This window comes from Streptomyces sp. NBC_00306 (assembly GCF_036169555.1).
In the GTDB taxonomy this organism is placed as follows: Bacteria; Actinomycetota; Actinomycetes; order Streptomycetales; family Streptomycetaceae; genus Streptomyces; species Streptomyces achmelvichensis.
In genome coordinates, this window is sequence record NZ_CP108032.1 from 5,247,933 (window position 1) to 5,273,679 (window position 25,747).

Annotated in this window: 19 protein-coding genes; 12 read left to right on the plus strand and 7 right to left on the minus strand. The window is 69.5% G+C overall.

Annotated elements, in window-relative coordinates; genetic code table 11:
• The first annotated feature begins 37 nt into the window (after positions 1-37).
• Positions 38-1,153: a DUF4190 domain-containing protein gene (locus OHA05_RS23545; RefSeq protein ID WP_328861641.1), complete on the plus strand. Its 1,116-nt coding sequence runs from the start codon at positions 38-40 to the stop codon at positions 1,151-1,153.
• Between the two features lie 135 nt (positions 1,154-1,288).
• Here the strand turns inward: OHA05_RS23545 and OHA05_RS23550 are convergent, their stop codons facing one another.
• The gene (locus tag OHA05_RS23550; RefSeq protein WP_313944326.1) at positions 1,289-2,641 is read right to left on the minus strand and encodes a glycoside hydrolase family 18 protein; all 1,353 of its coding nucleotides are present in this window, start codon (positions 2,639-2,641) and stop codon (positions 1,289-1,291) included.
• Between the two features lie 236 nt (positions 2,642-2,877).
• Between OHA05_RS23550 and OHA05_RS23555 the strand changes: the two genes are divergently transcribed.
• The 6 genes from OHA05_RS23555 (at position 2,878) to OHA05_RS23580 (ending at position 9,808) form a co-directional block, all read left to right on the plus strand.
• Positions 2,878-3,630 (plus strand): GntR family transcriptional regulator, encoded by a 753-nt coding sequence (locus OHA05_RS23555; protein WP_313944325.1) that lies wholly within the window; start codon positions 2,878-2,880, stop codon positions 3,628-3,630.
• A gap of 169 nt (positions 3,631-3,799) precedes the next feature.
• A complete protein-coding gene (locus OHA05_RS23560) occupies positions 3,800-5,575 on the plus strand; it encodes a purine-cytosine permease family protein (protein ID WP_328861642.1) in 1,776 nt (591 codons plus the stop codon).
• Between the two features lie 177 nt (positions 5,576-5,752).
• The gene (locus OHA05_RS23565; RefSeq protein ID WP_313944323.1) at positions 5,753-5,932 is read left to right on the plus strand and encodes an SPOR domain-containing protein; all 180 of its coding nucleotides are present in this window, start codon (positions 5,753-5,755) and stop codon (positions 5,930-5,932) included.
• Between the two features lie 34 nt (positions 5,933-5,966).
• The gene (locus OHA05_RS23570; RefSeq protein ID WP_313944322.1) at positions 5,967-6,386 is read left to right on the plus strand and encodes a (deoxy)nucleoside triphosphate pyrophosphohydrolase; all 420 of its coding nucleotides are present in this window, start codon (positions 5,967-5,969) and stop codon (positions 6,384-6,386) included.
• 226 nt (positions 6,387-6,612) lie between these two features.
• Positions 6,613-7,029 (plus strand): ATP-binding protein, encoded by a 417-nt coding sequence (locus tag OHA05_RS23575; protein ID WP_313944321.1) that lies wholly within the window; start codon positions 6,613-6,615, stop codon positions 7,027-7,029.
• Positions 7,030-7,177: 148 nt separating this feature from the next.
• Positions 7,178-9,808, plus strand: coding sequence for a SpoIIE family protein phosphatase (locus OHA05_RS23580; RefSeq protein ID WP_313944320.1), 2,631 nt, complete (start codon positions 7,178-7,180; stop codon positions 9,806-9,808).
• A gap of 113 nt (positions 9,809-9,921) precedes the next feature.
• Here OHA05_RS23580 and OHA05_RS23585 read toward each other — a convergent pair whose 3' ends face one another.
• The 6 genes from OHA05_RS23585 to OHA05_RS23610 form a co-directional block, all read right to left on the minus strand.
• Positions 9,922-10,635 (minus strand): PspA/IM30 family protein, encoded by a 714-nt coding sequence (locus tag OHA05_RS23585; protein WP_313944319.1) that lies wholly within the window; start codon positions 10,633-10,635, stop codon positions 9,922-9,924.
• Positions 10,636-10,697: 62 nt separating this feature from the next.
• A complete protein-coding gene (locus OHA05_RS23590; protein WP_328861643.1) occupies positions 10,698-12,812 on the minus strand; it encodes a TPM domain-containing protein in 2,115 nt (704 codons plus the stop codon).
• A gap of 235 nt (positions 12,813-13,047) precedes the next feature.
• A complete protein-coding gene (locus OHA05_RS23595) occupies positions 13,048-13,818 on the minus strand; it encodes a succinate dehydrogenase/fumarate reductase iron-sulfur subunit (protein ID WP_327680653.1) in 771 nt (256 codons plus the stop codon).
• Positions 13,815-15,743, minus strand: coding sequence for a fumarate reductase/succinate dehydrogenase flavoprotein subunit (locus tag OHA05_RS23600; protein ID WP_313944316.1), 1,929 nt, complete (start codon positions 15,741-15,743; stop codon positions 13,815-13,817). Before OHA05_RS23600 ends, OHA05_RS23595 begins: the two co-directional genes overlap by 4 nt.
• 18 nt (positions 15,744-15,761) lie before the next feature.
• Positions 15,762-16,583 carry a hypothetical protein gene (locus OHA05_RS23605; RefSeq protein ID WP_313944315.1) on the minus strand — a complete coding sequence of 274 codons (822 nt, stop codon included), beginning with the start codon at positions 16,581-16,583 and terminating at the stop codon, positions 15,762-15,764.
• A gap of 9 nt (positions 16,584-16,592) precedes the next feature.
• A complete protein-coding gene (locus OHA05_RS23610) occupies positions 16,593-16,832 on the minus strand; it encodes a hypothetical protein (protein WP_313944314.1) in 240 nt (79 codons plus the stop codon).
• A 320-nt stretch (positions 16,833-17,152) separates the two neighbouring features.
• Between OHA05_RS23610 and OHA05_RS23615 the strand changes: the two genes are divergently transcribed.
• The 5 genes from OHA05_RS23615 to OHA05_RS23635 all read left to right on the plus strand — a co-directional run bounded on the left by OHA05_RS23615 (position 17,153) and on the right by OHA05_RS23635 (position 25,742).
• Entirely contained in the window at positions 17,153-19,393 is a 2,241-nt protein-coding gene (locus OHA05_RS23615; RefSeq protein ID WP_313944313.1) for an ABC transporter substrate-binding protein, read from the plus strand.
• Positions 19,394-19,677: 284 nt separating this feature from the next.
• A complete protein-coding gene (gene typA / locus OHA05_RS23620; RefSeq protein ID WP_313944312.1) occupies positions 19,678-21,585 on the plus strand; it encodes a translational GTPase TypA in 1,908 nt (635 codons plus the stop codon).
• Between the two features lie 471 nt (positions 21,586-22,056).
• Positions 22,057-23,694, plus strand: a complete 1,638-nt coding sequence (locus OHA05_RS23625; protein ID WP_313944311.1) for a peptide ABC transporter substrate-binding protein — start codon at positions 22,057-22,059, stop codon at positions 23,692-23,694.
• 169 nt (positions 23,695-23,863) lie between these two features.
• Entirely contained in the window at positions 23,864-24,796 is a 933-nt protein-coding gene (locus tag OHA05_RS23630) for an ABC transporter permease (protein WP_313944310.1), read from the plus strand.
• Positions 24,789-25,742, plus strand: a complete 954-nt coding sequence (locus tag OHA05_RS23635) for an ABC transporter permease (RefSeq protein WP_313944309.1) — start codon at positions 24,789-24,791, stop codon at positions 25,740-25,742. The genes OHA05_RS23630 and OHA05_RS23635 overlap by 8 nt, the downstream gene beginning before the upstream one ends.
• Positions 25,743-25,747: the final 5 nt, after the last annotated feature.

Here is a 25,747-nt window from a genome sequence, read left to right on the forward strand (position 1 = left end):
CGGCCGAGGTCGACGCATCCCGAGGAGCACCGCAGCCGTGTACCCATCGCAGCAGGGCGGCGGGCAGCCGTACCAGCCGTACGGGGGGCAGCCGCCCCACCAGCAGTTCCCCGGGTATCCGGTGCCGCCGGCCGTGCAGCCGGTCAACGGCCTGTCCATCGCCTCCCTCGTGCTCGGCCTCGTCTGCTGTCTGCCGCCGCTCGGCATGATCTTCGGCTTCATCGCCCTGGCCCAGATCAGGAAGAAGGGTGAACGCGGGAAGGGCATGGCGATCGCGGGCACCAGCCTCTCCGCCGTCAGCACCCTGCTGCTCGTGGTCGTACTCGCCACCGGCGGGATCGGCGAGATGTGGGACGGCGTCAAGAAGGGCGTGGATCAGGCGTCCCGGCACCGCAGCACCCTGGATCTGCGCAAGGGCGACTGCTTCAACCTCCCCGGCGCCGCGGTGCCGGAGGAACAGGAGACCTCGGGCGTCGAGGTCGTCGACTGCGAGCTGAAGCACGAGGCGGAGGTGTCCGGCGGCTTCGAGGTGACGGGCTTCGACGACTACCCGGGGGAGAGCCGCCTCGACACCCTGGCCGTGAAGCGCTGTCAGGAGATCAACGACGCCTACGCCCTGGACGCCTGGGACCGCCCCAAGGGCATGGAGGCGTACTACTACCTGCCGACCGACGAGAGCTGGCGGCTCGGCGACTCCGCGGTGACCTGCAGTTTCGCCTCCGTCAGCGGTGCGAAGGTGACCGGTTCGCTCCGACGCGACGCGACGAGCCTGAACCCTCATCAACTCGCCTATCTGAAGGCCGAGTCGGCCGTCACGGGGCGGTCGGCGAGCGAACCCGATGAGGAGTTCCCCGAGAACGCCCAGGGTCACCGGGACTGGGCCCGGCAGACGTCCGCCACACTCGCCGCGCAGGCACGCGCCCTGCGGGAGCACGCGTGGCCCGCTGCCGTCGCGACGGCAGCGGAGCGGCGGGCGGGGGAGTTCGACCGGGCACGCGCCCACTGGGACAGGGCCGCCCGCGCCCAGGAGGAGGACTCCTTCTGGGACCACGCTCTGCAGGGCGAGGACACACTGGTCCAGGCGACCGAGGTCTCGGTACGGCGTGCTCTCGGGCTGACGTCGGTGCCGCCGCCGGACGATCCGGGGGCGTGACACCGGGCGGGAGCCGGCCGGCCGGGACGACGAACCATGACGCACCACGATGAACCCGGCCGAAGCGAGCACGAAGCCGGCGCCCGGACCGTCATGGTCCGGGCGCCGGCTTCCGCGTGTTCCGCCCGCGCGCCGCTAGCGGCGCGAGAGCCCGCGGTCGACGGCCGTCATCAGCTCGCCGTTCGCGGTGTCCCCGTCCAGGGACCAGAACATGGCGCCACCCAGACCCCTGTCACGGATGTACGAGGACTTGGTCCGCAGTACCTGCGGGTCGTCGTACGTCCACAGGGTGGTGCCGTCGAAGAGCCAGGCATGCCCGCCGCGCCGGTCGCGGTGCACGGTGTACGTGCCCGCGTCGGCCAGCTTCTTGAGGGCCTTGTAGTCCTCGTACCCGGCGGCCCAGGTCGCGGGCGCGGGAGCGGTCGCCGGCTGGTTCAGGCCGTCACCGCCGCCCGTCACGCCCGTCCAGCCCTGGCCGTAGAACGGCATGCCCACCACCAGCTTGCGGGCCGGAGCGCCGCGCCGCTGCCAGTCGCGCACCGTCTGGTCGACGCTGAAGTCGTTCCTGGCGAACAGCGCGGACTGCTGCGCCGTGGTCTTCTCGCCGGACACATGGAAGTCGTATCCCTGGAGGTTGACGAAGTCGAAGTCCCGCATGATCTTGTGGACCTCGAAGCCCGCGTCGATCTTCTCGGGCGCGGTCGGCACGAAGGCGCTCAGCTCGTAGTGCTTGCGCTTCTTCTGCGTCTTGGCGTACGCGTCCAGCTGGGTCCTGAACTCATGCACCAGGGCGGTGAAGTTCCGCTTGTCCTGCGGGCGGTAGACCGTGTCGGTGTCGCCCGCCGATCCGGGCCACTCCCAGTCGAGGTCGATGCCGTCGAAGAGCCCGGCCGCCGCGCCCGCGCCGCCGCGCGCGCCGTCCACCGGCAGATTGCCCTTGATGTAGAGGTCGATGCAGGAGGAGACGAACGCCTTGCGGGAGGCGGGTGTGAGGGCCGCGTCGGAGAAGTGGGTGGACCAGCTCCAGCCGCCCAGGGAGATCATCACCTTGAGGCCGGGGTGCTTGGCCTTGAGCTCCCGCAGCTGGTTGAAGTTGCCCGCGAGCGGCTGTTCGGCGGTGTCGGCGACGCCGTCCACCGAGTTCTCCGCGTCGAGCGGGCGGGCGTAGTCCGCCCAGGCGTCGGCCTCGCCGGGGATGTTCCCGGTGAAGCACCTGCCTTCGGCGTTCACGTTGCCGAAGGCGTAGTTGATGTGCGTGAGCTTGGCGGCCTGGCCGCTGGTGTCCATGTCCTGGACCTGGAAGTCCCGGCCGTAGACGCCCCATTGGGTGAAGTAGCCGACGCGCTTGTACGAGGGGCCGCCGTGGCTCTGGCCGGCCGCGGCCGGCGCCGATGTGCTGGTGCCGGCCGACGCGGCGGGGGCGAGCGCCGCGAGGAGTGAGAGCGAACAGGCTGCAACAGCCGTCCGGACAAAGGTTCTTCGACGCATGGGACTCATTCCTGTGCGTGTGCCGGAAGGTTCCGTGAACGGAGTTGTGCTGCCAGGAACGTATTGGTCTGGACCATTGTGGTCAATGGGTTGGCACGGAATGATCGGCCCCTGTCCGCGACAAACCGCGATGCACCGGCGACTCATCACTTCGAGTGAATCTTTGGCCCACAGTTGCGGTCAACAACCGTCGGTTGCGAGGCTGTTGCTGTCTGTCAATGCGATGGGAGTGGCCAGTGACATTCGGTGAGCAGCCCGCGTATCTCCGCGTTGCGGGCGATCTCCGCCAGAAGATCGTCAGCGGCTCGCTGCCGCCGCACACCCGGCTCCCTTCGCAGGCCCGTATCCGCGAGGAGTACGGGGTGTCCGACACGGTCGCCCTGGAGGCGCGCAAGGTCCTGATGGCGGAAGGTCTGGTCGAAGGCCGCTCCGGCTCCGGGACGTACGTCCGCGAGCGGCCCGTGCCGCGCCGCATCTCCCGCTCGGGCTACCGCCCGCCCGTGGGTGCGAACCCCTTCCGTCAGGAACAGGCGGCGGACGGCACCCGCGGCACCTGGGAGTCCAGCAGCGAACAGGAGGGCGCGAGCCCGGAGATCGCCGAGCGGCTCGGTATCGAGCCGGGCGCCCGGGTGATGCGGACCCGCTATGTGTTCCGCGACGCCGGTGAGGTCACCATGCTCTCCACCTCCTGGGAACCGCTCGAAGTGACCGGGCGCACCCCGGTGATGCTGCCGGAGGAGGGGCCGCTGGGCGGCTGCGGTGTCGTGGAGCGGATGGCGGCCATCGACATCGTCGTGGACAACGTGGCGGAGCAGGTCGGTGCGCGCCCGGGGCTGGCGGAGGAGCTCCTGGCGCTCGGCGGTGTGCCCGGCCATGTGGTGATGGTCGTCGAGCGGACCTACTACGCCTCGGGGCGTGCGGTCGAGACGGCCGATGTGGTCGTCCCTGCCGACCGCTTCCGGATCGCATACCACCTGCCGGTGAAGTGACCGCTACCCGAACAGACCGTCCGGGGTCCGTGATCACGAGTTAACGCCGCCCGCCGTGCCGTAACCAACGGGCAATCGCCCCCTGCTCCGCCCTGTCATGTCCGGCTCCTACCTTCCCGTCCGTGCACCGCATGTATCCGCACACGGACCGACGGACGGGAAGCCATCGATGACGGACACCGCCACATCTGTCACCAGGACGCCGGACGAAGGGGGTGGACCGGCGGCCGACGCGGGAGGAGCTGTCGCCGAGGGGCCGGGACCCCGCCGCAGCTACGCGAGACTGGCCGCCGACGAGAGCCGTGAGGACTACTCGTTGCGCTATGCGCCGCACTCGTTCCGGCGCTGGTCGCCCTCGATGGTCGCCGGCACCGCACTCGGCGGCATCGCCTATCTCGCCGACTTCGCCATCGGTGCGTCGATCGTCTTCACCTACGGCTTCACGAGCGGATTCGCCTCCATCCTCACGGCCGCGGCGATCATCTTCCTCACCGGGATCCCGATCGCCCGGGCGTGCGCGAAGTACGGCCTGGACATGGACCTCGTCACGCGCGGCGCCGGATTCGGCTACTTCGGCTCGACGCTGACCTCCCTGATCTACGCCTCCTTCACCTTCATCTTCTTCGCGCTCGAAGGCTCGATCATGGCCCAGGCGATGCACCAGGCCGTCGGGCTGCCGGTCGAGATCGGCTATCTCGTCACCACGCTGATCGTCATCCCGATCGTCTTCCGGGGCATGGGCGCGCTGGCGAAGGTGCAGGCGTGGACCCAGCCCATCTGGATCATCGGGATGGTGCTGCCCTTCGTGGTGCTGGCCTTCGAAGCCCCGGACGCCTGGGGCGCGTTCGGCTCCTTCGGCGGTACGGAGGGGGCCGGGTCGGGCTTCTCCTGGATCGGCTTCGGTCTGGGCACCGGCGTGGCGCTCTCGCTGATCGCCCAGATCGGAGAACAGGCCGACTATCTCCGGTTCATGCCGGCCAAGACCGAGCAGAACAGGCGGCGTTGGAATCTGGCCGTTCTCGCGGCCGGTCCGGGCTGGGTGATCATCGGCGCCGCCAAGCAGATCGGCGGCGCGTTCCTCGCCTTCGTCGCGCTGGAGGCCGTCGGCAAGACGCACGCCCTGGAGCCGATCGCGCCACAACTGGAGGCGCTGAAGCCCTGGCTGGGGTCGGTGGCGCTGCCCGCGGCCGCGCTCTTCGTCATCGTCTCGCAGATCAAGATCAATGTGACCAACGCCTACAGCGGCTCACTGTCCTGGTCGAACTTCTTCTCCCGGATCACCCACCGCCACCCGGGCCGGGTCTGGTACATCTTCCTCAATCTCGCCATCGCGCTGACGCTGATGGAGATGAACATGTTCGCCGCCCTGGGCAAGCTGCTCGGCTTCTACTCGAACGTGGGCATCGCCTGGATCGCGGCCGTGGCCGCCGACCTGGTCATCAACAAGCGGATCGGACTCAGCCCGCCGTACATCGAGTTCAAACGGGCCTATCTCCGCTCCGTCAATCCGGCCGGCTTCGGCGCGATGGTCATCGCCTCCACCGTCTCGATCCTCGCGTTCTTCGGACTCTTCGGCCGGTACGCCGAGGCCTTCTCCACCTTCATCGCCGCCGGACTCGCGCTCGTGCTGTGCCCGTTGATCGCCTGGGCGACGAAGGGCCGGTACTACCTCGCCCGGCCGAACCCGGTGAACGGCCCCGGCGTGGAGGTCGGGGACATCACCGCGACCCACACCTGCGGGGTGTGCGAGACGGCGTACGAACTCCCGGACATCGCCGACTGCCCGGTGCAGTCCGGCCCGATCTGCTCGCTGTGCTGCTCCCTGGACGCCGAGTGCGGTGACGTCTGCCGCAAGGACCCGGCGTCCGGACCGGTCCTGATGCCGGTGCCGACGGTCCGGCGAGCCCTGGCGGCGGTGCCGGCCGGTCCGTCCGCGGGGGCGTAGGACCTGCCGGAAACCAGCCGGAAGGGGGCGCATCCACGCCGGATGCGCCCCTCTTTCTTATCTCTTTGTGTAAACACGTATCCGCTGAGTAAAGGTCAGGCGTACGCTCGGGCATATGCGTAGTGCGGTTTCCTGGCGATCGTTACAGACACACCGACCCACCGAGGGAGGGGCGCGATGAACGACGGCGGCCCCGTGCTCCCGTGGCTGGTCATACGACAGGACGACAACGGCAACCGCTATCGCGTCGGCCGGTACGCCACGCAGGACGAGGCCCAGCACATCGCCGACACGCTCGACGGCAAGGGTCACAGGCAGCTCTACTGGGTCGAGCGTATCGGGCAGACCACGCGCTGACCGCCGGTTCGCACAGCGCAGTACGCTCCGGCGCATGACTGATCGTGTCGTGGTGGCCGGAGCCCTGTACGACGGGGGGCGCCTGCTGGCGGCCCGCCGCAGCGCCCCTGTCGAACTCGCCGGCCGCTGGGAACTGCCCGGCGGCAAGCTCGAACCGGGTGAGCTGCCCGAGGAGGCGCTGGTCCGCGAGCTGCGCGAGGAGCTCGGCGTCGAGACGGAGCCGCTGGCGCGCATCCCGGGGGAGTGGCCCCTGAAGCCGGGATATGTCCTGCACGTCTGGACGGCCCGGCTGGTCTCCGGGGAACCCCGGCCGCTGGAGGACCACGACGCGCTGCGCTGGCTGGGCCCGGACGAGACCGACACCGTCGACTGGCTCGACCAGGACCGCCCGGCGGTCGCGGAGGCGGCCCGTCTGCTGCGCGAGAGCGGCGGCCGTGTCGGTCGCCGGCTGTGACGGTGACATCGGTGGCGCCGGCGTCGGTGGTCGTGACCGTGGCATCGGTGGCCGAACCCGGCGAGGCGGTGGCGCGGGCATCTCGGCAGGCAGCGCACGGGAGTGATCTGTACGCCGTTCGTGCCACGGTGCACCCATTGCTGTCCCGAGTGGGATATCTCGGTTCGAATATCGGGTATGTGCTGATTAACCCCCCGAAATAGGGCGCCTGCTGCTGGTCTGGGAAGTGAGCGGCGTGATCGACACCGACGGCGACTGTGCCGAGTGGACCTTCCCTGCCGAGCCCAACGCCGTCCGTACCGCCCGTCATGCCGTCAGGGACACCCTGCGCGCCTGGGGACTGGACCACGCGACCGAGGACATGACGGTGCTGCTGGTCAGTGAGCTGGTGACGAACTCCCTGCGCCACGCATCAGGTCCGATCGGGGTGCGGCTCATCCGTCTCGAGCCCGCCGGCAGCGCTCCTTCGCTGCTGGTGGAGGTGTCCGACCCCGTTCCCGATCCGCCCACCGAGCGGTCGGCCACCACCGACGACGAGGGCGGACGCGGGCTCCAACTGGTGGCCGTCAGTGCCCGACGCTGGGGCACCCGCCGTGGCAGAACGGGCAAGACCGTGTGGTTCGAGCTGCCTCTCGCTGGTTAAAAGTCCGAAGGGACGACGATCACGGACCCCCTCGGCTCAAAATGAACGAGACCGGGCTGTGATCGTGAACGCCGTGTGCGTCAGGGCCGTAGTGCTGAATACTGCGGTCATGGCCGGTCCGGTGCGGTGAGCTGGAGGGGACGGTCGCGTGAGCGAAATACCTGAGACGACGAGCGATGTCGTATGGCAGAGCAGTCCGCCTGGCTCGATCTATGACTACATCAAGGTCGCTTCCTTCTCGATCGGCCCCGACGGCCTGGTCGACCAGTGGAGCCGGCGTGCGGTGGACCTCTTCGGCATGACATCGGCCGAGGTCAGGGGCAAGGACCCGGTCGAGGTCTTCATGCCCACCGAGCTCCGTCCGCGCGGGCACCGCCAGGTGGCGGAGATCCTCGACGGCAAGGAGTGGACGGGGCTCGTCCCGTTCCGCATGCCGGGGGAGGGCGGCGCGCACGGCGTCGCCGAGGTCTATGTGATGCCGAGTGAGACGGAGAGTGGCGAGAGGGCCGCGCTCTGCATCGTCGTCGACGTCCGCGCGCTGCGCGGGATTGAGACCGATCTGGCCGCATCGCAGGCGATTTTCGGCCAATCTCCTTTCGGGTTCCTCCTCTTCGGCACCGACCTCAAGGTGCAGCGCACCAACGAGCGGTTCGCCACGGTCTTCGGCGGCACCGCCGACGAGCACCGCGGACGGACCGTCCACGACTATCTGTCCCGCCCCGAGGCGGAACGGATGAATGCCTCGCTGCGCCGGGTGCTGGAGACCGGCGAGGCCGCGATCGATCTCCAGATCGTCGGGGCGGCACCGAACAGCACCGACCGTCGGCACTGGTCGATCAACCTCTACCGGGTGCACAGCGGATCCGGCCGGCCCATCGGGGTGGCCGGAATCGGTACCGATGTGACGCGCCGCCACGTCGCCGCCCGCGAGGCCGCCAGCGCCCGTCGCAATCTCGCCCTGCTGAACGAGGCCAGCGCCCGCATCGGCAACTCCCTGGACCTGGAGACCACCGCACGCGAACTCCTCGACGTGGCCGTGCCCGGCTTCTGCGACCTCGCGTCCGTCGACCTCTACCAGGGGCTGCTCACCGGTGACGAGGCACCGCCCGGACGCTGGGACGCGCCCCACCCGGAGAGCTACGGGGGAGGCAGCGCCGAACTGCGCCGCGTCGCCTTCGCCAGCGCCGTCTCCGACGCCCCCCTGATCACCACACCGGGCTGCAGCAAGCAGGACGGCACCCCCACCGCGGTCGGCGAGGTGCACCGCTACTCCTTCAACTCGCCCTGCTCGACAGCCCTGCGGAGCGCCCGGGTGCAGGCGATACCCGGCGAGGAGGGCACGCTCGTCCAGTCCACGCTCGCCGTGCCGATGGTCGCGCACGACACCGTCGTCGGGCTGGTGCAGTTCTCCCGGACCAAGGGGAGCGAGCCCTTCGGCGAGCGGGACCAGGCACTCGCCGTCGAACTCGCCGCGCGCGCCGCGGTCTGTATGGACAACGCCCGCCTCTACCGCAGGGAGCACGAGCGGGCCCTCATCCTCCAGCGCAGCCTGCTGCCGCCGGGCGACCCGGAGGCCGCCGGCCTCGACATCGCGTGTCGCTATCTCCCCGGGAACACCGCCACCGAGGTGGGCGGTGACTGGTTCGACGTCATCGAACTCCCCGGTCACCGCACCGCCCTGGTCGTCGGTGACGTGATGGGCCGAGGACTGCGCGCCGCGGTCGCCATGGGTGAACTGCGCACCGCGGTACGCACCTTGGCGCTGCTGGACCTGGAACCGGCCGAGGTGCTCTCGGCACTCGACGAGATCGCCCGCGGTCTCGGCAGCCCCAGCGGGACCCAGCAGGCCTCGCGCGTCGCCCACAAGTCCCGCGAGGCGGACCTCTCCGAGGTCTATCTCGCCACCTGCGTCTACGCCGTCTACGACCCGGTCACCCGGCGCTGCACCTTCGCCAACGCCGGTCATCTGCCCCCCGTCCTGGTCGAACCGGGCGAGGAGGCACTGCTCCTCGACGTCCCGCCCGGGATGCCGCTCGGCGTCGGCGGCGAGCCCTTCGAGGAGGTCGAGGTCGAACTCCCCGAGGGCGCGCTCCTCGCGCTCTACACCGACGGACTCGTCGAGTCGCGGGACCACCCCCTCGACGAAGGCCTGCGGGCCTTCCGCTCGGCGCTCACCGACCCGGCCCGCACGGGACCCGGCCCGCACAGCTCTCCGGCGCTGCGCCCCGACGCGCCGCCCGCGATCGGCGCGGTCCGCTCGCTCGAGGACGTCTGCGACCACGTACTGACGACTCTGGACACCCGCCACGGCGAGGACGACATCGCCCTCCTGATGGCCCGGATACAGGGGCTGCCGCTGGAGGCGGTGGGCGACTGGCGGCTGCCGCGCGAGCCCCGTTCCGTGGGCAGGGCCCGCGAGCTGGCCCGGGCCCAGCTGGTTTCCTGGGACCTGGAAGCGCTCGTGGACACGGTCGAGCTGCTGGTAAGCGAACTGGTCACCAACGCCCTGCGGTACGGCGAGGGCGAGATCCGTCTGCGGCTGCTGCGGGATCGCACCCTCGTCTGCGAGGTCTGGGACGCGGGCCTCGTCCAGCCGCGCCGCCGGCGGGCACGCGACACCGACGAGGGAGGCCGCGGACTCCAGCTGGTCGGGCTGCTGAGCGCGGCCTGGGGGTCGCGCCGGACCCCGCGCGGCAAGACGGTCTGGTTCGAACTCCCGCTGCCCGACGGGGACTCGACCGCCGAGCCGACCGTGGAGCAGCTGCTCAGCATGTTCTGACAGCGGTGCGGGGACGCACGCCCCCGACACGCGTGCCGGTGCGGGGACGCGCATGCCGGACCAAGGCGCAGGTGCCGGGACGCGCGCTCCCCGGAGGGGCCCGCGTCCCGCTCTCAGGACGCGGCCTTCAGTGCCGCCAGCCGTGCCTCGACCTCCGCCGTGTCCCCCAGGCTGTCCAGCTGCTCGAACTGCGCGTCCAGCGAGGACGCCGCCAGCTCCTGCTTCCCCATGGCCCTGGCCTCCTCCCGGCGGACCTTGTCCTCGAAGCGGGACAGGTCGCTCGTCGGGTCGAGGACATTGATGTTCTTCACCGCGTCCAGCATCTGGTTCTGCGCCTGCGCCGACTTCGCCCGCGCCACCAGTTCGTCGCGCTTGGCCTTCAACTCGGTGAGCTTGGTCTTCATCTGCTCCAGTCCGCTCTTGAGCTTGTCCACGATCTCCGTCTGGGAGGCGATCGTCGGCTCGGCGGTCTTCGCCTCCTTCTCGGACTGGAGCTGTCGCTGAAGGGCCACCTTGGCGAGATTGTCGAAGGTGTCCGCCTCCGCGCTCCGGCCGGCCGACCTCAGCTCGTCGGCCTTCCGGCTCGCCGCGAGCGCCTTGGTGCCCCACTCCTTCGCGGCGGCGACGTCCTCCCGGTGGTCCTCCTCCATCAGCCGCAGATTGCCGATGGTGCCCGCCACCGCCTGCTCCGCCTCGTTGATGTTGTTCGTGTAGTCCCTGATCAGCTGGTCGAGCATCTTCTGCGGGTCCTCGGCCTGGTCGAGGAGGGCATTGATGTTGGCCTTGGCCAGCTGGGTGACCCGGCCGAGAATCGTCTGCTTCGTCATCGCACTTCTCCTTGTGAGGGCTGATGTCAGGGATGCGCGCGCCGCACGCACCGGAAACCACGTCAGAACCGGCCACCACCCCTGCGGCCGCGCGTGCCCCCGCCGCCGAAACTGCCGGGCCCGCCGCCGAAGCCGCCGCCCCCGAAACCGCCGCCGAATCCGCCTCCGAGGCCTCCGCCTCCGTAACCCCCGCCATACCCTCCGCCCCTTCCTCCGCCGAACAGTCCGCCGAGGATGATCCCGCCGAGCACCGCGCCCCCGAGCCCACCCCCCGCACTTCCCGCTCCTTGTACACCGCCCGGCCCGAACGGGTTCCCGAATCCGCGCACGTCCTCCTCGGCCAGGCTCTGCGCCTGCCGTGCCAGTGCGTCCGCCTGCTGCGCCTCGGCCAGCGCGCCCTGCACGTCGCCCGACGCGGCCAGCTCCTCCGAGCGGGCCAGCCTCCGCTGCGCCTCCGCCAGCCGGGTCCTCGCCTCGCTGCCCACCGCCCCGCGGTGCGTGGTGATGTAGTCGGCGGCCGCGCCGACGGACGACCGGGCACCGAGCGCCGCCCGGTCGAGCAGCGCGCCCGCCCGGCGTACCCCCTGCTCGTTCTCCCGGGCACCGGCGAGGGCCTCGTCGAGCGCGGCATCCGCCTCCTCGATCCGGCGCAGGGCGTCGATCGGGTCGTAAGGCCCCGTCTCCGTCTCCCGGCGCACCTCGCCGGCCACCGTCTCGGCGCGGGCGACGCTGCCCTGGAGACCGGCCGTCGACACCCCGGCCGACGTCCCCTTCAGCAGTCCCCGCGCCTCCGCCAGGTCCGCGTCCGTCTCCGTCAGCGCGCCCGGCAGCTTGCCGGCCGCCTCCGCGAGCTCCTGCGCCCGCCGGTCCACGGCCTCGATCAGTTGGCGCGCCTGGGCCAGAGCGCCCTCCGCCGCCCTTACGTGCACGGCCGCCCTGGCGTGGTCGGAGGCTGCGACGGCCTGGTCCGCCTCGTCGAGCCCCGCCCCGGCGAAACGCAGCCGGTCCCTGGCCTGTTCGACGCTGTTCGCGACGGGAGCGGCGGCGGAGGGGGCGTACCGCTCGCGCATCACCGTGAGCGTGGCCTCGGTCGTGACCAGTCGGCCCTCGAGGTCGTCGAAGGCCGTCCGGGCGGTGGCGAGGGCCTGGGGTGCGTTCTCTTCCAGGGCACGCAGCCGGTCGAAGTCCTCCGACTCGGCGTCGAGGCGCCGGTCGGCCTCCGTGCACCGGGAGACGATCTCGTCGAGCATCCGCCGACGGGTGGCGTCGTCCTCGGGATGGGCGTCGTCGAGCTGCTGGCGGAGCCTGAACGCGGCCGTCAGCTCGCTCCGTGCGTGCTCGACCGCGTCCCGGAACGGCTTCGCCGCCTCGTCGCCGAACTGGGCTGTGGCGAAGCCGAGTTCCTCCTCGCTGGTGCGCAGCGCGTCGTCGGTGTCCACGAGTGCCTGCTTGGACCGGGCGTCCAGCGCGGGCAGCGGCACCGGCGACTGCGCCCCGTCACCCCAGCCCGCCCTGCCGCCCTGGGGCGTGGTGCGGGTGGCCGTGCGCCTGCGGCGTCTGACGAGGGCGAACGCCCCGATCGCGGCCGCGCCGCCGACCACCACGACCGGCAGGACCAGGTCGCCCGCGCCCGTCGCGTCGGATCCTCCGGGGTCGGGGTCGCCCGGCGTGAGGGCCGGCGCGGGCACCGGCCGCCCGTTCAGGACCGCGCCGTATCCGTCCGCCGCGCCGATCGCCGCGCCCGCCCAGTCGTTCTCCCGCAGCGCGGGCTCGACGGCCGTGCGCGCCACGTCCGCGAGCTGGGCGTCCGTCAGCGGGGAGGCGGCGTCGACGAAGTACGCGTACTGCCGGTCGTGCGTGGCGACGGCGAGCAGGATGTCGTTCTGGCCGAGGCCGTTCTTCTGCGCGGTGGCCTCGGCCCAGTCCTGCGCGGAGCGGCCGGAGAAGTCCCGTACGTACACGACGAAGAGCTGCTGCCGTGTCGTGTCGTAGAGCCGGTCGAGAGCCTGGACGACCGCCTGCTCGCGGTCGCCGAGCGCGTCCACCCGGTCGGTGATCTGGCCGTCGCGGGACAGGCTGACGGGCTCGTCGGCCAGGGCGTCGCGGGCGGCGGGCACGGCCAGCCACCACGTCGCCACCAGCACCGCCAGGAGCACTCGGGTGGCTATTCGCGTCACATGGGGAGGTTATGTCCGGCCTTGTCCTGGCGCGACCGGACCGCTACGCACGGTGCATGACCATCACTGTCAGTGGCCGCGTCTACGGTCGAGGCGTACGGCGGTGCCTGCTGACCGTCCGGCCCACCCGCGCGGCCGCCCGGACGCCACCGAACAGCCATGCACCCCGCCCGCCGATCACCGGCACCTGCCCGTGCTGTGGGTGTCCGCGCGTGCGGACACCCACAGGACCCGGTCAGTCCTTCCGGCGGCCGATCTTGTTGCCCAGCCAGACCAGCGGGTCGTACTTCCGGTCGACCGCCCGTTCCTTCAGCGGGATCAGGGCGTTGTCCGTGATCTTGATGCCCTCCGGACACACCTCCGTACAGCACTTGGTGATGTTGCAGTAGCCGAGACCGTGCTCGTCCTGGGCCGTCTTCTTGCGGTCCAGCCCCGCCTCGGACGCCGCGTCGAGAGGGTGCATGTCCAGCTCCGCCACCCGCATCAGGAAGCGCGGGCCGGCGAAGGCCGTCTTGTTCTCCTCGTGGTCGCGCACCACATGGCAGGTGTCCTGGCACAGGAAGCACTCGATGCACTTGCGGAACTCCTGCGAGCGGTCCACATCGACCTGCTGCATGCGGTACTCACCGGCGGCGACCCCCGGCGGTGGAACGAAGGACGGCACCTCCCGCGCCTTCGTGTAGTTGAAGTTCACGTCCGTCACGAGGTCGCGCACCACGGGGAACGCCCGCAGCGGGGTCACCGTGATCGTCTCCTCGCGTGTGAAGACGGACATCCGCGTCATGCACATCAGCCGCGGCCGGCCGTTGATCTCCGCGCTGCACGAACCGCACTTGCCCGCCTTGCAGTTCCAGCGGACCGCGAGGTCGGACGCCTGGGTGGCCTGGAGGCGGTGGATGATGTCGAGCACGACCTCGCCGTCGTTGACCTCGACGGAGAAGTCCTCCAGCCCGCCCCCGTCCTTGTCGCCGCGCCACACCCTGAAGCCGGCTTGGTACGAACTCACTCGTAGAGCTCCTCTTCGGCGAGGTACTTGACCAGCTCCTCCTTGTCGAACAGAGCGAGCAGGTCCGGACGGATGGGATCGGTCGTCCTGCGTTCCAGCGCGATCTGGCCGCGTACCGGATCGGTCGCCGCCAGTCCGCCGGTGGGGTCGACCAGCCGGCACATCAGATTGACCGGCCGCCAGTCGCGCTCCATCGCGGGGCAGTCCTCACGGGTGTGCCCGCCGCGGCTCTCGGTGCGTTCCAGCGCCGCCCGCGCGATGCACTCGCTGACCAGCAGCATGTTCCGCAGATCCAGCGAGAGGTGCCAGCCCGGGTTGAACTGCCGGTGGCCCTCGACACCCGCGCGCCGTGCGCGGACCCGGAGGTCGGCCAGCTTCTCCAGCGCCTGTTCCATCTCGCCCGCGCGCCGGATGATGCCGACGAGGTCGTTCATCGTCTGCTGGAGCTCCTGATGGAGGGTGTACGGATTCTCCGGCTGTGCGCCCTCCTCGGGACCCTCCGCGCTGAAGGGGCGCAGGGCCTCCGCCGCGGCCGCGTCGATCTGTGCCTCGTCGACAGCGGGCCGTACCGCGAGCCCCGCCGCGTGCTCGGCCGCGTACAGCCCCGCGCGCCGGCCGAAGACCAGCAGGTCGGAGAGCGAGTTGCCGCCGAGCCTGTTGGAGCCGTGCATCCCGCCGGCGACCTCGCCGGCCGCGAACAGACCGGGTACCCCCACGGCGGACGCGCTGTCGGACTCGACGGCGATGCCGCCCATCACGTAGTGGCAGGTCGGTCCGACCTCCATGGCCTCGGCCGTGATGTCGACGTCCGCCAGTTCCTTGAACTGGTGGTACATCGACGGCAGTCGGCGCCGGATCACCTCGGCGGGCATCCGCGTCGACACGTCCAGGAACACCCCGCCGTGCGGGGAGCCGCGACCCGCCTTCACCTCGGCGTTGATGGCACGGGCCACCTCGTCACGCGGCAGCAGCTCGGGGGGACGCCGGTTGTTGTCCGGGTCCTCGTACCAGCGGTCGCCCTCCTCCTCCGACTGCGCGTACTTCTCCTTGAAGACGTCGGGGATGTAGTCGAACATGAACCGTTTGCCCTCGGAGTTGCGCAGCACCCCGCCGTCGCCGCGCACGGACTCGGTGACGAGGATCCCCTTCACCGACGGCGGCCAGACCATGCCGGTCGGGTGGAACTGCACGAACTCCATGTTGAGCAGCGGTGCCCCGGCGAGCAGCGCCAGCGCGTGGCCGTCGCCGGTGTACTCCCAGGAGTTCGACGTCACCTTGAAGGACTTGCCGATGCCGCCGGTGGAGAGCACCACCGCGGGGGCTTCGAGGACGAAGAACCGTCCGGACTCGCGTTCGTAGCAGAACGTGCCGGAGACCCGGTCCCCGTCCTTGAGGACCCGGGTGACGGTGCACTCCTGGAAGACCTTCAGCCGGGACTCGTAGTCCCCGGTCTCCTTGAAGTCCTCCTGCTGGAGCGAGACGATCTTCTGCTGAAGGGTGCGGATCAGCTCCAGGCCGGTCCGGTCACCGACGTGCGCCAGCCGGGGGTACTCGTGCCCGCCGAAGTTGCGCTGCGAGATCTTTCCGTCGGCGGTGCGGTCGAAGAGCGCGCCCCAGGTCTCCAGCTCCCAGACGCGGTCCGGCGCCTCGCGCGCGTGGAGTTCCGCCATCCGCCACTGGTTGAGGAACTTGCCGCCGCGCATGGTGTCGCGGAAGTGGACCTGCCAGTTGTCCCCGGAGTTCACGTTGCCCATGGAGGCGGCGATGCCGCCCTCCGCCATCACCGTGTGGGCCTTGCCGAACAGGGACTTGCAGATGACCGCCGTACGGGCGCCCTTCTCGCGGGCCTCGATGGCGGCGCGCAGGCCCGCGCCGCCCGCGCCCACCACCACGACGTCCCACTGCTGGCGTTCGAGCTCTGTCATGTCAGGCGCCTTCCCTTGTCAAAACAGCCTCGGATCGTCGAAGGCGCCGGACGCGACGAGATAGACGTAGAAGTCCGCGAGCGCGACGCTGATGAGGGACGCCCATGCGAGCACCATGTGGCGCTCGTTCAGCCTGCCGACCCAGCCCCACAGCCGGTAGCGCACCGGGTGCTTGGAGAAGTGCTTGAGCCGCCCGCCGATGATGTGCCGGCAGGAGTGGCAGGAGAGGGTGTACGCCCAGATCAGCACGATGTTGATCAGGAAGACGATCGTGCCGAGGCCCATGTGGCCCCACGCGTAGTTCTCGTCGCGGAACGAGAGCACGGTGTCGTACGTGAGGATTCCGGCGACCGGCAGCGCGGCGTAGAAGAAGTACCGGTGGATGTTCTGCAGGATCAGCGGGAAGCGGGTCTCGCCCGTGTACTTCTTGTGCGGTTCCGCCACCGCGCAGGCCGGGGGAGAGGCCCAGAAGCCGCGGTAGTACGCCTTGCGGTAGTAGTAGCAGGTCAGCCGGAAGCCCAGCGGGAAGATCAGGATGAGGAGGGCGGGGGACAGGCCCCACCAGCTGCCGAAGATCTCCCAGTTGGGCCCGGACCGCATCGGCTCGCAGTTCTCGGCGAGACAGGGCGAGTAGAACGGCGAGACGTACGGCGCCGCGTAGTAGTCGGCGTTGGAGAACGCCCGCCAGGTCGAGTACACGATGAAGGCGAGCAGTCCGCCGGCGGTCAGGGCCGGCGCAAGCCACCATCGGTCCGTCCGCAGATGGCGGGGGCCGATGGCGGCTCGCGTCGCGCCGTGCACGCCTGTATTGATTTGTGGTGGTTCGGTGCCAGTGGCCAACGAGGTCTCCTAGGGAGCGTGCCGGTCTCGGACGCCCAGTCCCTCGTCGTCCGAGTCCGTCCACAGCGCGTTGTTGTACGGGACATCGGGGATGGTGACCAGCTCAGGGCGGTCCGGTGACTTCCGCGCGGCTTGCGCGGCCGGTCCGGCGCCACGCAGCTGATCAACGGTTCGCTCCAGCTCCCCGACCCGCTGGACCAGCTCGTCGAGGCGGTGTCGAATCGCTGTCAGTTCTTCCTGCTCGGACATGACTTGCCCTCACTTCCGCAGGGGGCGGTGGCGTCGCTCATGCGCCTGCGAGTGTTGCGCGTCACATCCCCGCTTGTGAAGGGACGTGCAGGGATTGCCGGTGCATGCGCTGGGAGCGCGCCCCTCCTGAGTCGGATCTCACTCCCCCCATTTTCCCCCTTTTCGCCCGGTTATGGGCGCTGCTCCATTGGGCCGAGCGGGTGGCATTCCAGCGGTTTGCGCCGTGTCTCCGCCCCCGGGCGCGCCCTTTCCACTTCAGTGGACCGGAATCGGTGTGATCATCTCCAAATTCCGCCAAACAGGACGAAGAGGTACCACTCATGTCCCAGGTCGACGCGCCACGCGGGAGGACCTGCTCCCGAACGCTCCGGTCCGTTGCGCTGCTCACCAGCGGGGTTCTGGCCCTGCCGGCCCTGGCGGCCTGCAGCGCGGACGAGTCCGAGCGCACGGGGAAGGCCGCAGCCCCGGACATCGCCGCTGCCGCCCGGGACAAGGTCGCCGACGGGGGGACCCTTCGCTGGGCGATCGACGCGATGCCGACGACGCTGAACGCCTTCCAGGCGGACGCCGACGCCGCCACCACGCGCATCGCCGGGGCCGTACTGCCCTCCCTCTTCACGCTCGACAAGAGCGGCCGGCCGCAGCGCAACGCCGACTTCGTGGAATCCGCCGAGATCGTCGACCGCGAGCCCAAGCAGGTCGTGCTCTACAAGCTCAACCAGAAGGCCGTCTGGAGCGACGGCCGGGAGATCGGCGCACCCGACTTCGTCGCCCAGTGGCGCGCGCTCAGCGGCAAGGACAGTGCGTACTGGACGGCGCGCAACGCCGGGTACGAGCGGATCGAGGAGATCCAGAAGGGCGCCAGCGACCTCGAGGTCAAGGTCACCTTCACCAAGCCGTACGCCGACTGGCAGTCCCTCTTCACCCCGCTGTACCCGAAGGACGTGACCTCCGCACCGAATGCCTTCAACGACGGCGCGCGCGACGGCCTCAAGGCCACTGCAGGACCGTTCCGCCTGGGTCCGCTGGACCGCAAGGCCGGCACCGCCACGCTGGTGCGCAACCCGCGCTGGTGGGGCGAGCAGGCCAAGCTGGAGAACCTGGTCTTCACCGCCGTGCCGCGGGACAAGCGTGCGGACGCCCTGGCGGCGGGCCGGGTCGACATCGCCGAGATCGACCGGGGCACGGCGACCCGTATCGCCGGCGCCGCGGGCCCCCGGCACGCGAGCGGGCAGCCGAGCTCCCCGGCCGCCGGCCGGACCCCCTCCAGCGCCCTGAAGGGCGAGGCCGTGCCCCACGGCTCGGGTGACGGCAAGGCCCTGGCCGCCCGCAGCCGGTCCGTCTCGGCGTACGTCGCCGCACAGACCGCGCTGAAGGGCTATGTGGTCCGGAAGTCCCTGGAGCCCGCCTACACCCAGCTCGCGCTGAACGGAGAGTCGGGCCCGCTCGCCGACGCCCGGGTCCGCCGCGCCGTGGCGCGTGCGCTCGACCGCAAGGAGCTCGCCGAGACCGTGCTGTCGCCGCTCGGGCTGCCCGCCGACCCGCCCGGCAGCCATCTCGCCCTGGCGGGCCAGAGCGCGTACACCGACAACAGCGGCGCGCTCGGCGAGCAGAACACCGAGGAGGCGCAGGCGCTGCTGGCCGACGCCGGCTGGACACCGGGCGGACTGAAGAAGCCCGCTCCGGCCAAGGCGGGCAGCGAGGCGGGCGCGAGCGCGTCCCCCAAGGCCTCCGGGTTCCCCTCGTCCGCACCCTCGGGCCGGAAGGCCGGGGAGGGCGACGCCGCCTCCGACGACGGGCTCTACATCGTCGGCGACGACAAGCCCGCGAGCGCCGTGCACGGACCCGAGTCGGGCGGTACGCGCATCCTCGCGCCGGCTCCCGCCGCCGCCGGCCGGGAACTGGCCCTGCCGGGCCGCCCCGGCTCGGACGACGAGGCCCGCGGTGCGGGGACCCAGGACAAGAAGGGTGAGGTCGCCGGAGCGTATGCCCCGCGCGGCACGGCCGCCCCGGTCGTGGCCGGCGCGGTGGGCAAGAACGGCAAGCCGCTCTCCCTGCGCTTCGTCCTGCCGTCCGGCCCGGGCTCCGAGCCGCTGCGCGCGGTCGGCGCGAAGGTCGCGCGGATGCTGGACCGGGTCGGCATCCGTACCGAGATCACCAAGGTCGCCGACGCCGGCTACTTCAAGGACCACATCGCGTCGGGCAACTACGACCTGGCGCTCTACTCCTGGCCCGCCACCGCCTACCCCGCGACCGACGCGCGGCCGATCTTCGCCAAGCCCGAGCCCGCGTCCGACGGCTCCCTGCTGGTGGAGCAGAACTACACCCGGGTCGGCACCGACTACATCAACCAGCTCTTCGACCAGGCGGCCGCCGAGCTCGACCAGGACGCCGCCCGTGAGCTGGTCCGCAAGGCCGACGCCCGGATCTGGGCCGCGGCCGGGTCCATCCCGCTCTACCAGCGCCCCGAGCTGGTGGCGGCCAAGCCCACCGTCCTCAACGCCGGTGCGTTCGGTTTCGCCGCACCCCGGTACCAGGACATCGGGTTCAAGAAGGGGTAAACCCGTAAGACTACCGTGAGGCGCTCACGTACAACCTCAGAACTGCCTCAAGTCCCTTGCCCGCCGGCGTCGCCGGCGGGCAAGATCATGACCACCCTTGACCCGGTTCTCCGCACCCCAGCGCACCCCGCGCCCCCAGCAGTGACTGCCTCTCGATCAGCCCGGGAAGCCCCGCACCCGGCGGCCCCGTACCATGGGACGAGCCGTGGCGTGTCCGCCCGGCGGGCGGACGAGGCCATGACGGTCAGACGCCTGATCCCCGATCGAGAGAAGCGCCAGCCAGCATGCCCACGCGCCACGACATCCGTAACGTTGCCATCGTCGCCCACGTCGACCATGGCAAGACCACCCTGGTCGACGCCATGCTGAAGCAGGCCGGCGCCTTCGCCGCGCACGCCGCCGAGCACCTCGACGACCGCATGATGGACTCGAACGACCTGGAGCGTGAGAAGGGCATCACGATCCTGGCGAAGAACACCGCCGTGAAGTACCACCCCAAGGCCGGCGGCGCCCCGATCACCATCAACATCATCGACACCCCCGGTCACGCCGACTTCGGCGGCGAGGTCGAGCGCGGTCTGTCGATGGTCGACGCGGTCGTCCTGCTCGTGGACGCCTCCGAGGGCCCTCTCCCGCAGACCCGCTTCGTGCTCCGCAAGGCCCTTCAGGCCCGGATGCCCGTCATCCTCTGCATCAACAAGACGGACCGCCCGGACTCCCGGATCGCCGAGGTCGTCGACGAGACCTACGACCTGTTCCTGGACCTGGACGCGGACGAGGACCAGATCGAGTTCCCGATCGTCTACGCCTGCGCCCGTGACGGCGTCGCCTCGCTGACCAAGCCGGAGGACGGCACCGTCCCCACGGACAGCGACAACCTCGAGCCGTTCTTCACCACCATCCTCGAGCACGTCCCGGCGCCCGAGTACGACGAGACCGCGCCGCTCCAGGCCCACGTCACCAACCTGGACGCCGACAACTTCCTCGGCCGTATCGCGCTGCTCCGCGTCGAGCAGGGCGAGCTGCGCAAGGGCCAGACCGTGGCCTGGATCAAGCGGGACGGCACCATCGCCAACGTCCGCATCAGCGAGCTGATGATGACCGAGGCGCTCACCCGCAAGCCGGCCGAGATGGCGGGCCCCGGTGACATCTGCGCCGTCGCCGGTATCCCCGACATCATGATCGGCGAGACGCTGGCCGACCCGGAGAACCCGATCGCGCTGCCGCTGATCACGGTCGACGAGCCCGCGATCTCCATGACGGTGGGCACGAACACCTCGCCGCTGGTCGGCCGCGGCGGTACCGGCAAGGGCGCGGACGCCAAGTCCGCGGTCAAGGACCGCAAGGTCACGGCCCGCCAGGTCAAGGACCGCCTCGACCGCGAGCTCGTCGGTAACGTCTCGCTGCGCGTCCTGGACACCGAGCGCCCCGACGCCTGGGAGGTGCAGGGCCGCGGTGAGCTGGCGCTGGCCATCCTGGTCGAGCAGATGCGCCGTGAGGGCTTCGAGCTGACCATCGGCAAGCCGCAGGTCGTCACCAAGGAGGTCGACGGCAAGGTCCACGAGCCCGTCGAGCGCATGACGATCGACGTGCCCGAGGAGCACATGGGCGCGGTCACGCAGCTCATGGGCGTCCGCAAGGGCCGGATGGACAACATGTCGAACCACGGCTCCGGCTGGGTCCGCATGGAGTTCGTCGTCCCGTCCCGTGGCCTCATCGGCTTCCGTACGGAGTTCCTGACGGGCACTCGCGGCACCGGCATCGCCCACTCCATCCACGAGGGCCACGAGCCCTGGTTCGGCCCTCTGACGACCCGTAACAACGGCTCGCTGGTCGCCGACCGCTCCGGTGCCGTCACCGCGTTCGCGATGACCAACCTCCAGGAGCGCGGTGTGCTGTTCACCGAGCCCGGCACCGAGGTGTACGAGGGCATGATCGTCGGCGAGAACTCGCGCTCCGACGACATGGACGTGAACATCACCAAGGAGAAGAAGCTCACGAACATGCGGTCCTCCTCGGCCGACTCGTTCGAGGCGATCGTCCCGCCGCGCAAGCTCTCCCTGGAGCAGTCGCTGGAGTTCTGCCGCGACGACGAGTGCGTCGAGGTGACCCCGGAGTCCATTCGCATCCGCAAGGTGAAGCTGGACGGCCGCGAGCGCGCCCGTGCGGCCTCGCGCGCCAAGCACGGCTGATCGACAGGGCGCGGACGGACAGCGGTGACGCCGGACTCCGGCGGGCCGCCCGCGGCGCCCTGACACCGCGTCAGTGACACGGCCCGGACCTCCGCAGAATCTGTGGAGGTCCGGGCCGTTCGTCAATCGGATTTCTGCGGGCTTTGAGGTCCCGAGTGTCCGTTTATCGGCCACCGCTCTCCGGAACATGTGTTAACGGTCCGTTTCGCGGGTGTCTGTCTGTGCTCGCTTTGTCCGGATTTCGGGCATCCGTGGTCGGCTGATGTTGTCAAAACGAGACCCTTTAAGTGTGGTTTACGGCCCGGTCGTACTTAATAGTTGGCTCCATTGAGCTCGGGTCAATGGGTCATGCGCTGTGGGGAGCGCCGACTCACGAGCACACTCGGGGCATTGAGCGAGCGCCGTCAGGGGTGTCGGCGCACCTACCTTTGCCCTTCTCGTAGTGACAAGTGGACTCATGAGGAGGAACCCATGCGCGGTGCCAAGAGCGCCAAGTGGGTAGCGGGTGCGATAGTCGTCGCTCTGGCAGCGACCGCCTGTGGTGGCGGTGGCGACAGCGGCTCCGACGCCAAGGGTGAAGTGGACCCAAACGGGATCTTCTCCGTCGAGCTGGGTGAGCCGGAGAAGCTCCTGCACACCGGCGACACGATGGAGTCCAACGGCTCTGCTGTCATGGCCGGCCTGTTCTCGACCCTGGTCGACTACAAGGCCGATGGCTCGCTGGAGATGATCAACGCCGAGTCGGTGGAGACCACCGACTCCAAGACGTGGACCGTCAAGCTCAAGAAGGGCTGGGCATTCCACGACGGCACCCCGGTGACCGCCAAGTCCTATGTGGACGCGTGGAACTGGAACGCCAACATCACCAACGCCCAGGGGCTGTCCTCCTGGTTCGCGGACATCAAGGGCTTCGAAGCCCTGCACCCGGAGAAGGAAGGCGCCAAGCCGACCGCCAAGGCCATGGAGGGCCTGAAGGTCGTCGACGACAGCACCTTCACCATCGAGCTGAAGAGCGCGGTCCCGGCCTTCGGTCACAAGCTCGCCTACATCGTCTTCGCGCCGCTGCCCGCGTCGTTCTACGCGAACCCGAAGGCCGCAGGCGAGAAGCCGGTCGGAAACGGTCCCTACAAGTTCGAGAGCTGGGACCACAAGAAGCAGATCAAGATCGTCCGTTACGACGACTACAAGGGCCCGAACAAGGCGAAGAACGGTGGTGTGCTCTTCAAGAACTACACCACCCTCGAGGCCGCCTACGAGGACCTGAAGTCCGGCAACGTCGACGTCCTGCGTCAGATCGGCCCGAAGGACCTCCCGGTCTACCGCGACGACCTCGGCGACCGCGCCGTCGACCAGCCGTACTCCGCGATCCAGACGCTGGCCATCGCCTTCTACGCGGACCAGTGGAAGAAGCCGAAGCAGGTCGACCCGAAGGTCGTCCAGGGTCTGTCCATGGCCATCGACCGCGCCACCATCACCAAGACGGTGCTGCAGGGTACGCGTGAGCCGGCCACGGGCTGGGTCGCCAAGGGTGTCGTGGGCTATCAGGACAACGCCGCGGGCGACGTCACCAAGTTCGACCCCGCCAAGGCCAAGGCGCTCATCAAGGCCGGTGGCGGCGTCCCGAAGAACGAGATCTTCATCCAGTTCAACGCCGACGGCGGCCACAAGGAGTGGGTCGACGCGGTCTGCAACAGCATCACCCAGGCCACCGGTGTCAAGTGCACCGGTGACAGCAAGCCGGACTTCCAGGCCGACCTGACCGCTCGTAAGAGCAAGCAGGTCAAGTCGATCTACCGTTCCGGCTGGGTGCTGGACTACCCCGTCAACTCCAACTTCATCAGCGACCTGTTCCGTACGGGCGCGGCGGGCAACCAGGGTGACTTCTCCAACAAGGCGCTGGACGCCAAGATCGCGGCTGCTGACAGCGCCGCGACGCTTGACGACTCGGTGAAGCAGTTCCAGGCCATCGAGAAGGACCTGGTCAACTACATGCCGTCGATCCCGCTCTGGTACTACAAGACCAACGCGGGCTACTCGGAGAAGGTTTCCGGCGTGAAGTACGGCCAGGACGGTGACCCGATCCTGACCGGCGTCGAGGTCAGGAAGTAATCACCCAGGCGTAGTCCGATAGCCGTTGCGGGCCTGACGAATCGCCAGTCCGCAACGGCGCCTTACGCAGCGGCCGGGGGGCCCTTCCACGACATTCGCGTACCCGCTGGGGCGCGGTTGTCGGGGGAGGGCCCGTTGGTTGCGGCTGTCATATTTCAACGGAGGCATGATGGGGCGCTATGTCGCACGACGACTGCTCCAGATGATCCCGGTATTCCTCGGGACAACCTTTCTGATCTTCTTCATGGTCTACAGCCTGCCTGGCGACCCCGTGGCGGGTCTGTTCGGCGACAAGGGTGTCGACCCCGCGACTCTCGCCGCGAAGAGACATGAGCTGGGGCTGGACCTCCCGCTCTGGGAGCAGTACTGGAACTACATGACCAATATCGTCCTGCACTTCGACTTCGGTAACCAGATCCGCAACGGGCGGCCGGTCACCGAAGTGCTGGGCGACGCGTTCCCCATCACGCTGCAACTCGCGGCGCTGGCCTTCGCCTTCGAGCTCATCTTCGGCATCGGCCTCGGTGTCATCGCCGGTCTGCGGGCCGGGCGCCTCGCCGACAACGCGATCCTGATCTTCACTCTGCTGATCATCTCGATCCCGGTCTTCGTCCTCGGCTTCATCATCAAGATGGTCTTCGCCTTCGAGCTGGGCTGGATGGCGCCGAACGTCAGCAACGAGCAGAAGTGGTCCGAGCTGATCGCGCCCGCCATCGTGCTCGGTGGCCTGTCGCTCGCGTACGTCGCCCGGCTCACCCGCACCTCGATGGCGGAGAACCTGCGCGCCGACTACATGCGCACGGCCGTGGCCAAGGGTCTGCCCAAGAGGCGGGTCATCGGTGTCCACCTGATGCGCAACTCGATGATCCCCGTCGTCACCTTCCTCGGCACCGACGTCGGCGCTCTGATGGGCGGCGCGGTGGTCACCGAAGGCATCTTCAACGTCAAGGGCATCGGCGGCGTCATCTACGAGTCGATCAGCCGACGTGAGGGCACGACCCTGGTCGGACTCGTCACCATCCTGGTGCTCGTCTACCTCGCCACCAGCCTGCTCATCGACCTGCTGTATGCGGTCCTGGACCCGAGGATCCGTTATGCCTGACGTGACCAAGACCGCGGTTTCCGCGACCGAGGACGCCATCGCGCCGCCCTCCGCAGCCGAGCCCGCGCCCCAGAAGCGTGACAAGGCGCGCAGCCTGTGGGGAGACGCCTGGCAGGACCTCCGCCGCAACCCCTATTTCCTGGTCGCGTCCGTCCTGATCTTCTTCCTTCTGGTCATCACGGCCTTCCCGAGCTGGTTCACCAGCGCCTCGCCCACCGTCGGCGACCTGGTGCACCACTATCTCGGCAAACCTGACCTGGGCAGCGTCGGCTCGGAGGGCTGGCTCGGCTATGACGGCCAGGGCCGCTCCGTGTATGCCCGCCTCATCCACGGCACCCGTGCCTCGGTCATCGTGGGCATCTGCGTCACCCTGATCGTCACCATCGTCGGCAGCATCATGGGCATGGTCGCCGGCTACTTCGGCGGCATCACGGACGCGATTCTCTCCCGGGTCACCGACATCTTCTTCGGTATCCCGTTCCTGCTCGGTGCCATGGTCGTGCTGCAGTCCTTCACCGAGCGCACCATCTGGGTGGTCGTCTTCGCCCTCGCGTTCCTCGGCTGGACCCAGATCACCCGTGTCATGCGCGGTGCGGTGATCACCATCAAGCAGGCCGACTACGTCCAGGCCGCCAAGGCCCTTGGTGCCGGCACCACCCGGATCCTGTTGCGGCACATTCTGCCGAACGCCATGGCGCCGGTCATTGTCGTCGCGACCATCGCGCTCGGTGGCTACATCTCGGCCGAGGCGACCCTGTCGTACCTGGGTCTGGGCCTCTCCTCGCCCATCGTTTCCTGGGGCGTCGACATCTCCACCGGTGTCCAGCAGATCCGTACGGCGCAGCACATTCTGCTGTACCCGTCGATCATGCTGAGCATCACCGTTCTGGCGTTCATCATGCTCGGCGAAGCCGTGCGCAACGCCCTCGATCCCAAGCTGCGCTGAGGAGG

What these genes read in the sequence shown, in the direction of transcription:
- OHA05_RS23550 (WP_313944326.1), bottom strand. Translation starts at nt 2,641, where the DNA reads ATGCGTCGAAGAACCTTTGTCCGGACGGCTGTTGCAGCCTGTTCGCTC.
- OHA05_RS23560 (WP_328861642.1), top strand. Translation starts at nt 3,800, where the DNA reads ATGACGGACACCGCCACATCTGTCACCAGGACGCCGGACGAAGGGGGT.
- OHA05_RS23565 (WP_313944323.1), top strand. Translation starts at nt 5,753, where the DNA reads ATGAACGACGGCGGCCCCGTGCTCCCGTGGCTGGTCATACGACAGGAC.
- OHA05_RS23570 (WP_313944322.1), top strand. Translation starts at nt 5,967, where the DNA reads ATGACTGATCGTGTCGTGGTGGCCGGAGCCCTGTACGACGGGGGGCGC.
- OHA05_RS23585 (WP_313944319.1), bottom strand. Translation starts at nt 10,635, where the DNA reads ATGACGAAGCAGACGATTCTCGGCCGGGTCACCCAGCTGGCCAAGGCC.
- OHA05_RS23600 (WP_313944316.1), bottom strand. Translation starts at nt 15,743, where the DNA reads ATGACAGAGCTCGAACGCCAGCAGTGGGACGTCGTGGTGGTGGGCGCG.
- OHA05_RS23610 (WP_313944314.1), bottom strand. Translation starts at nt 16,832, where the DNA reads ATGTCCGAGCAGGAAGAACTGACAGCGATTCGACACCGCCTCGACGAG.
- OHA05_RS23615 (WP_313944313.1), top strand. Translation starts at nt 17,153, where the DNA reads ATGTCCCAGGTCGACGCGCCACGCGGGAGGACCTGCTCCCGAACGCTC.
- typA (WP_313944312.1), top strand. Translation starts at nt 19,678, where the DNA reads ATGCCCACGCGCCACGACATCCGTAACGTTGCCATCGTCGCCCACGTC.
- OHA05_RS23625 (WP_313944311.1), top strand. Translation starts at nt 22,057, where the DNA reads ATGCGCGGTGCCAAGAGCGCCAAGTGGGTAGCGGGTGCGATAGTCGTC.
- OHA05_RS23630 (WP_313944310.1), top strand. Translation starts at nt 23,864, where the DNA reads ATGGGGCGCTATGTCGCACGACGACTGCTCCAGATGATCCCGGTATTC.
- OHA05_RS23635 (WP_313944309.1), top strand. Translation starts at nt 24,789, where the DNA reads ATGCCTGACGTGACCAAGACCGCGGTTTCCGCGACCGAGGACGCCATC.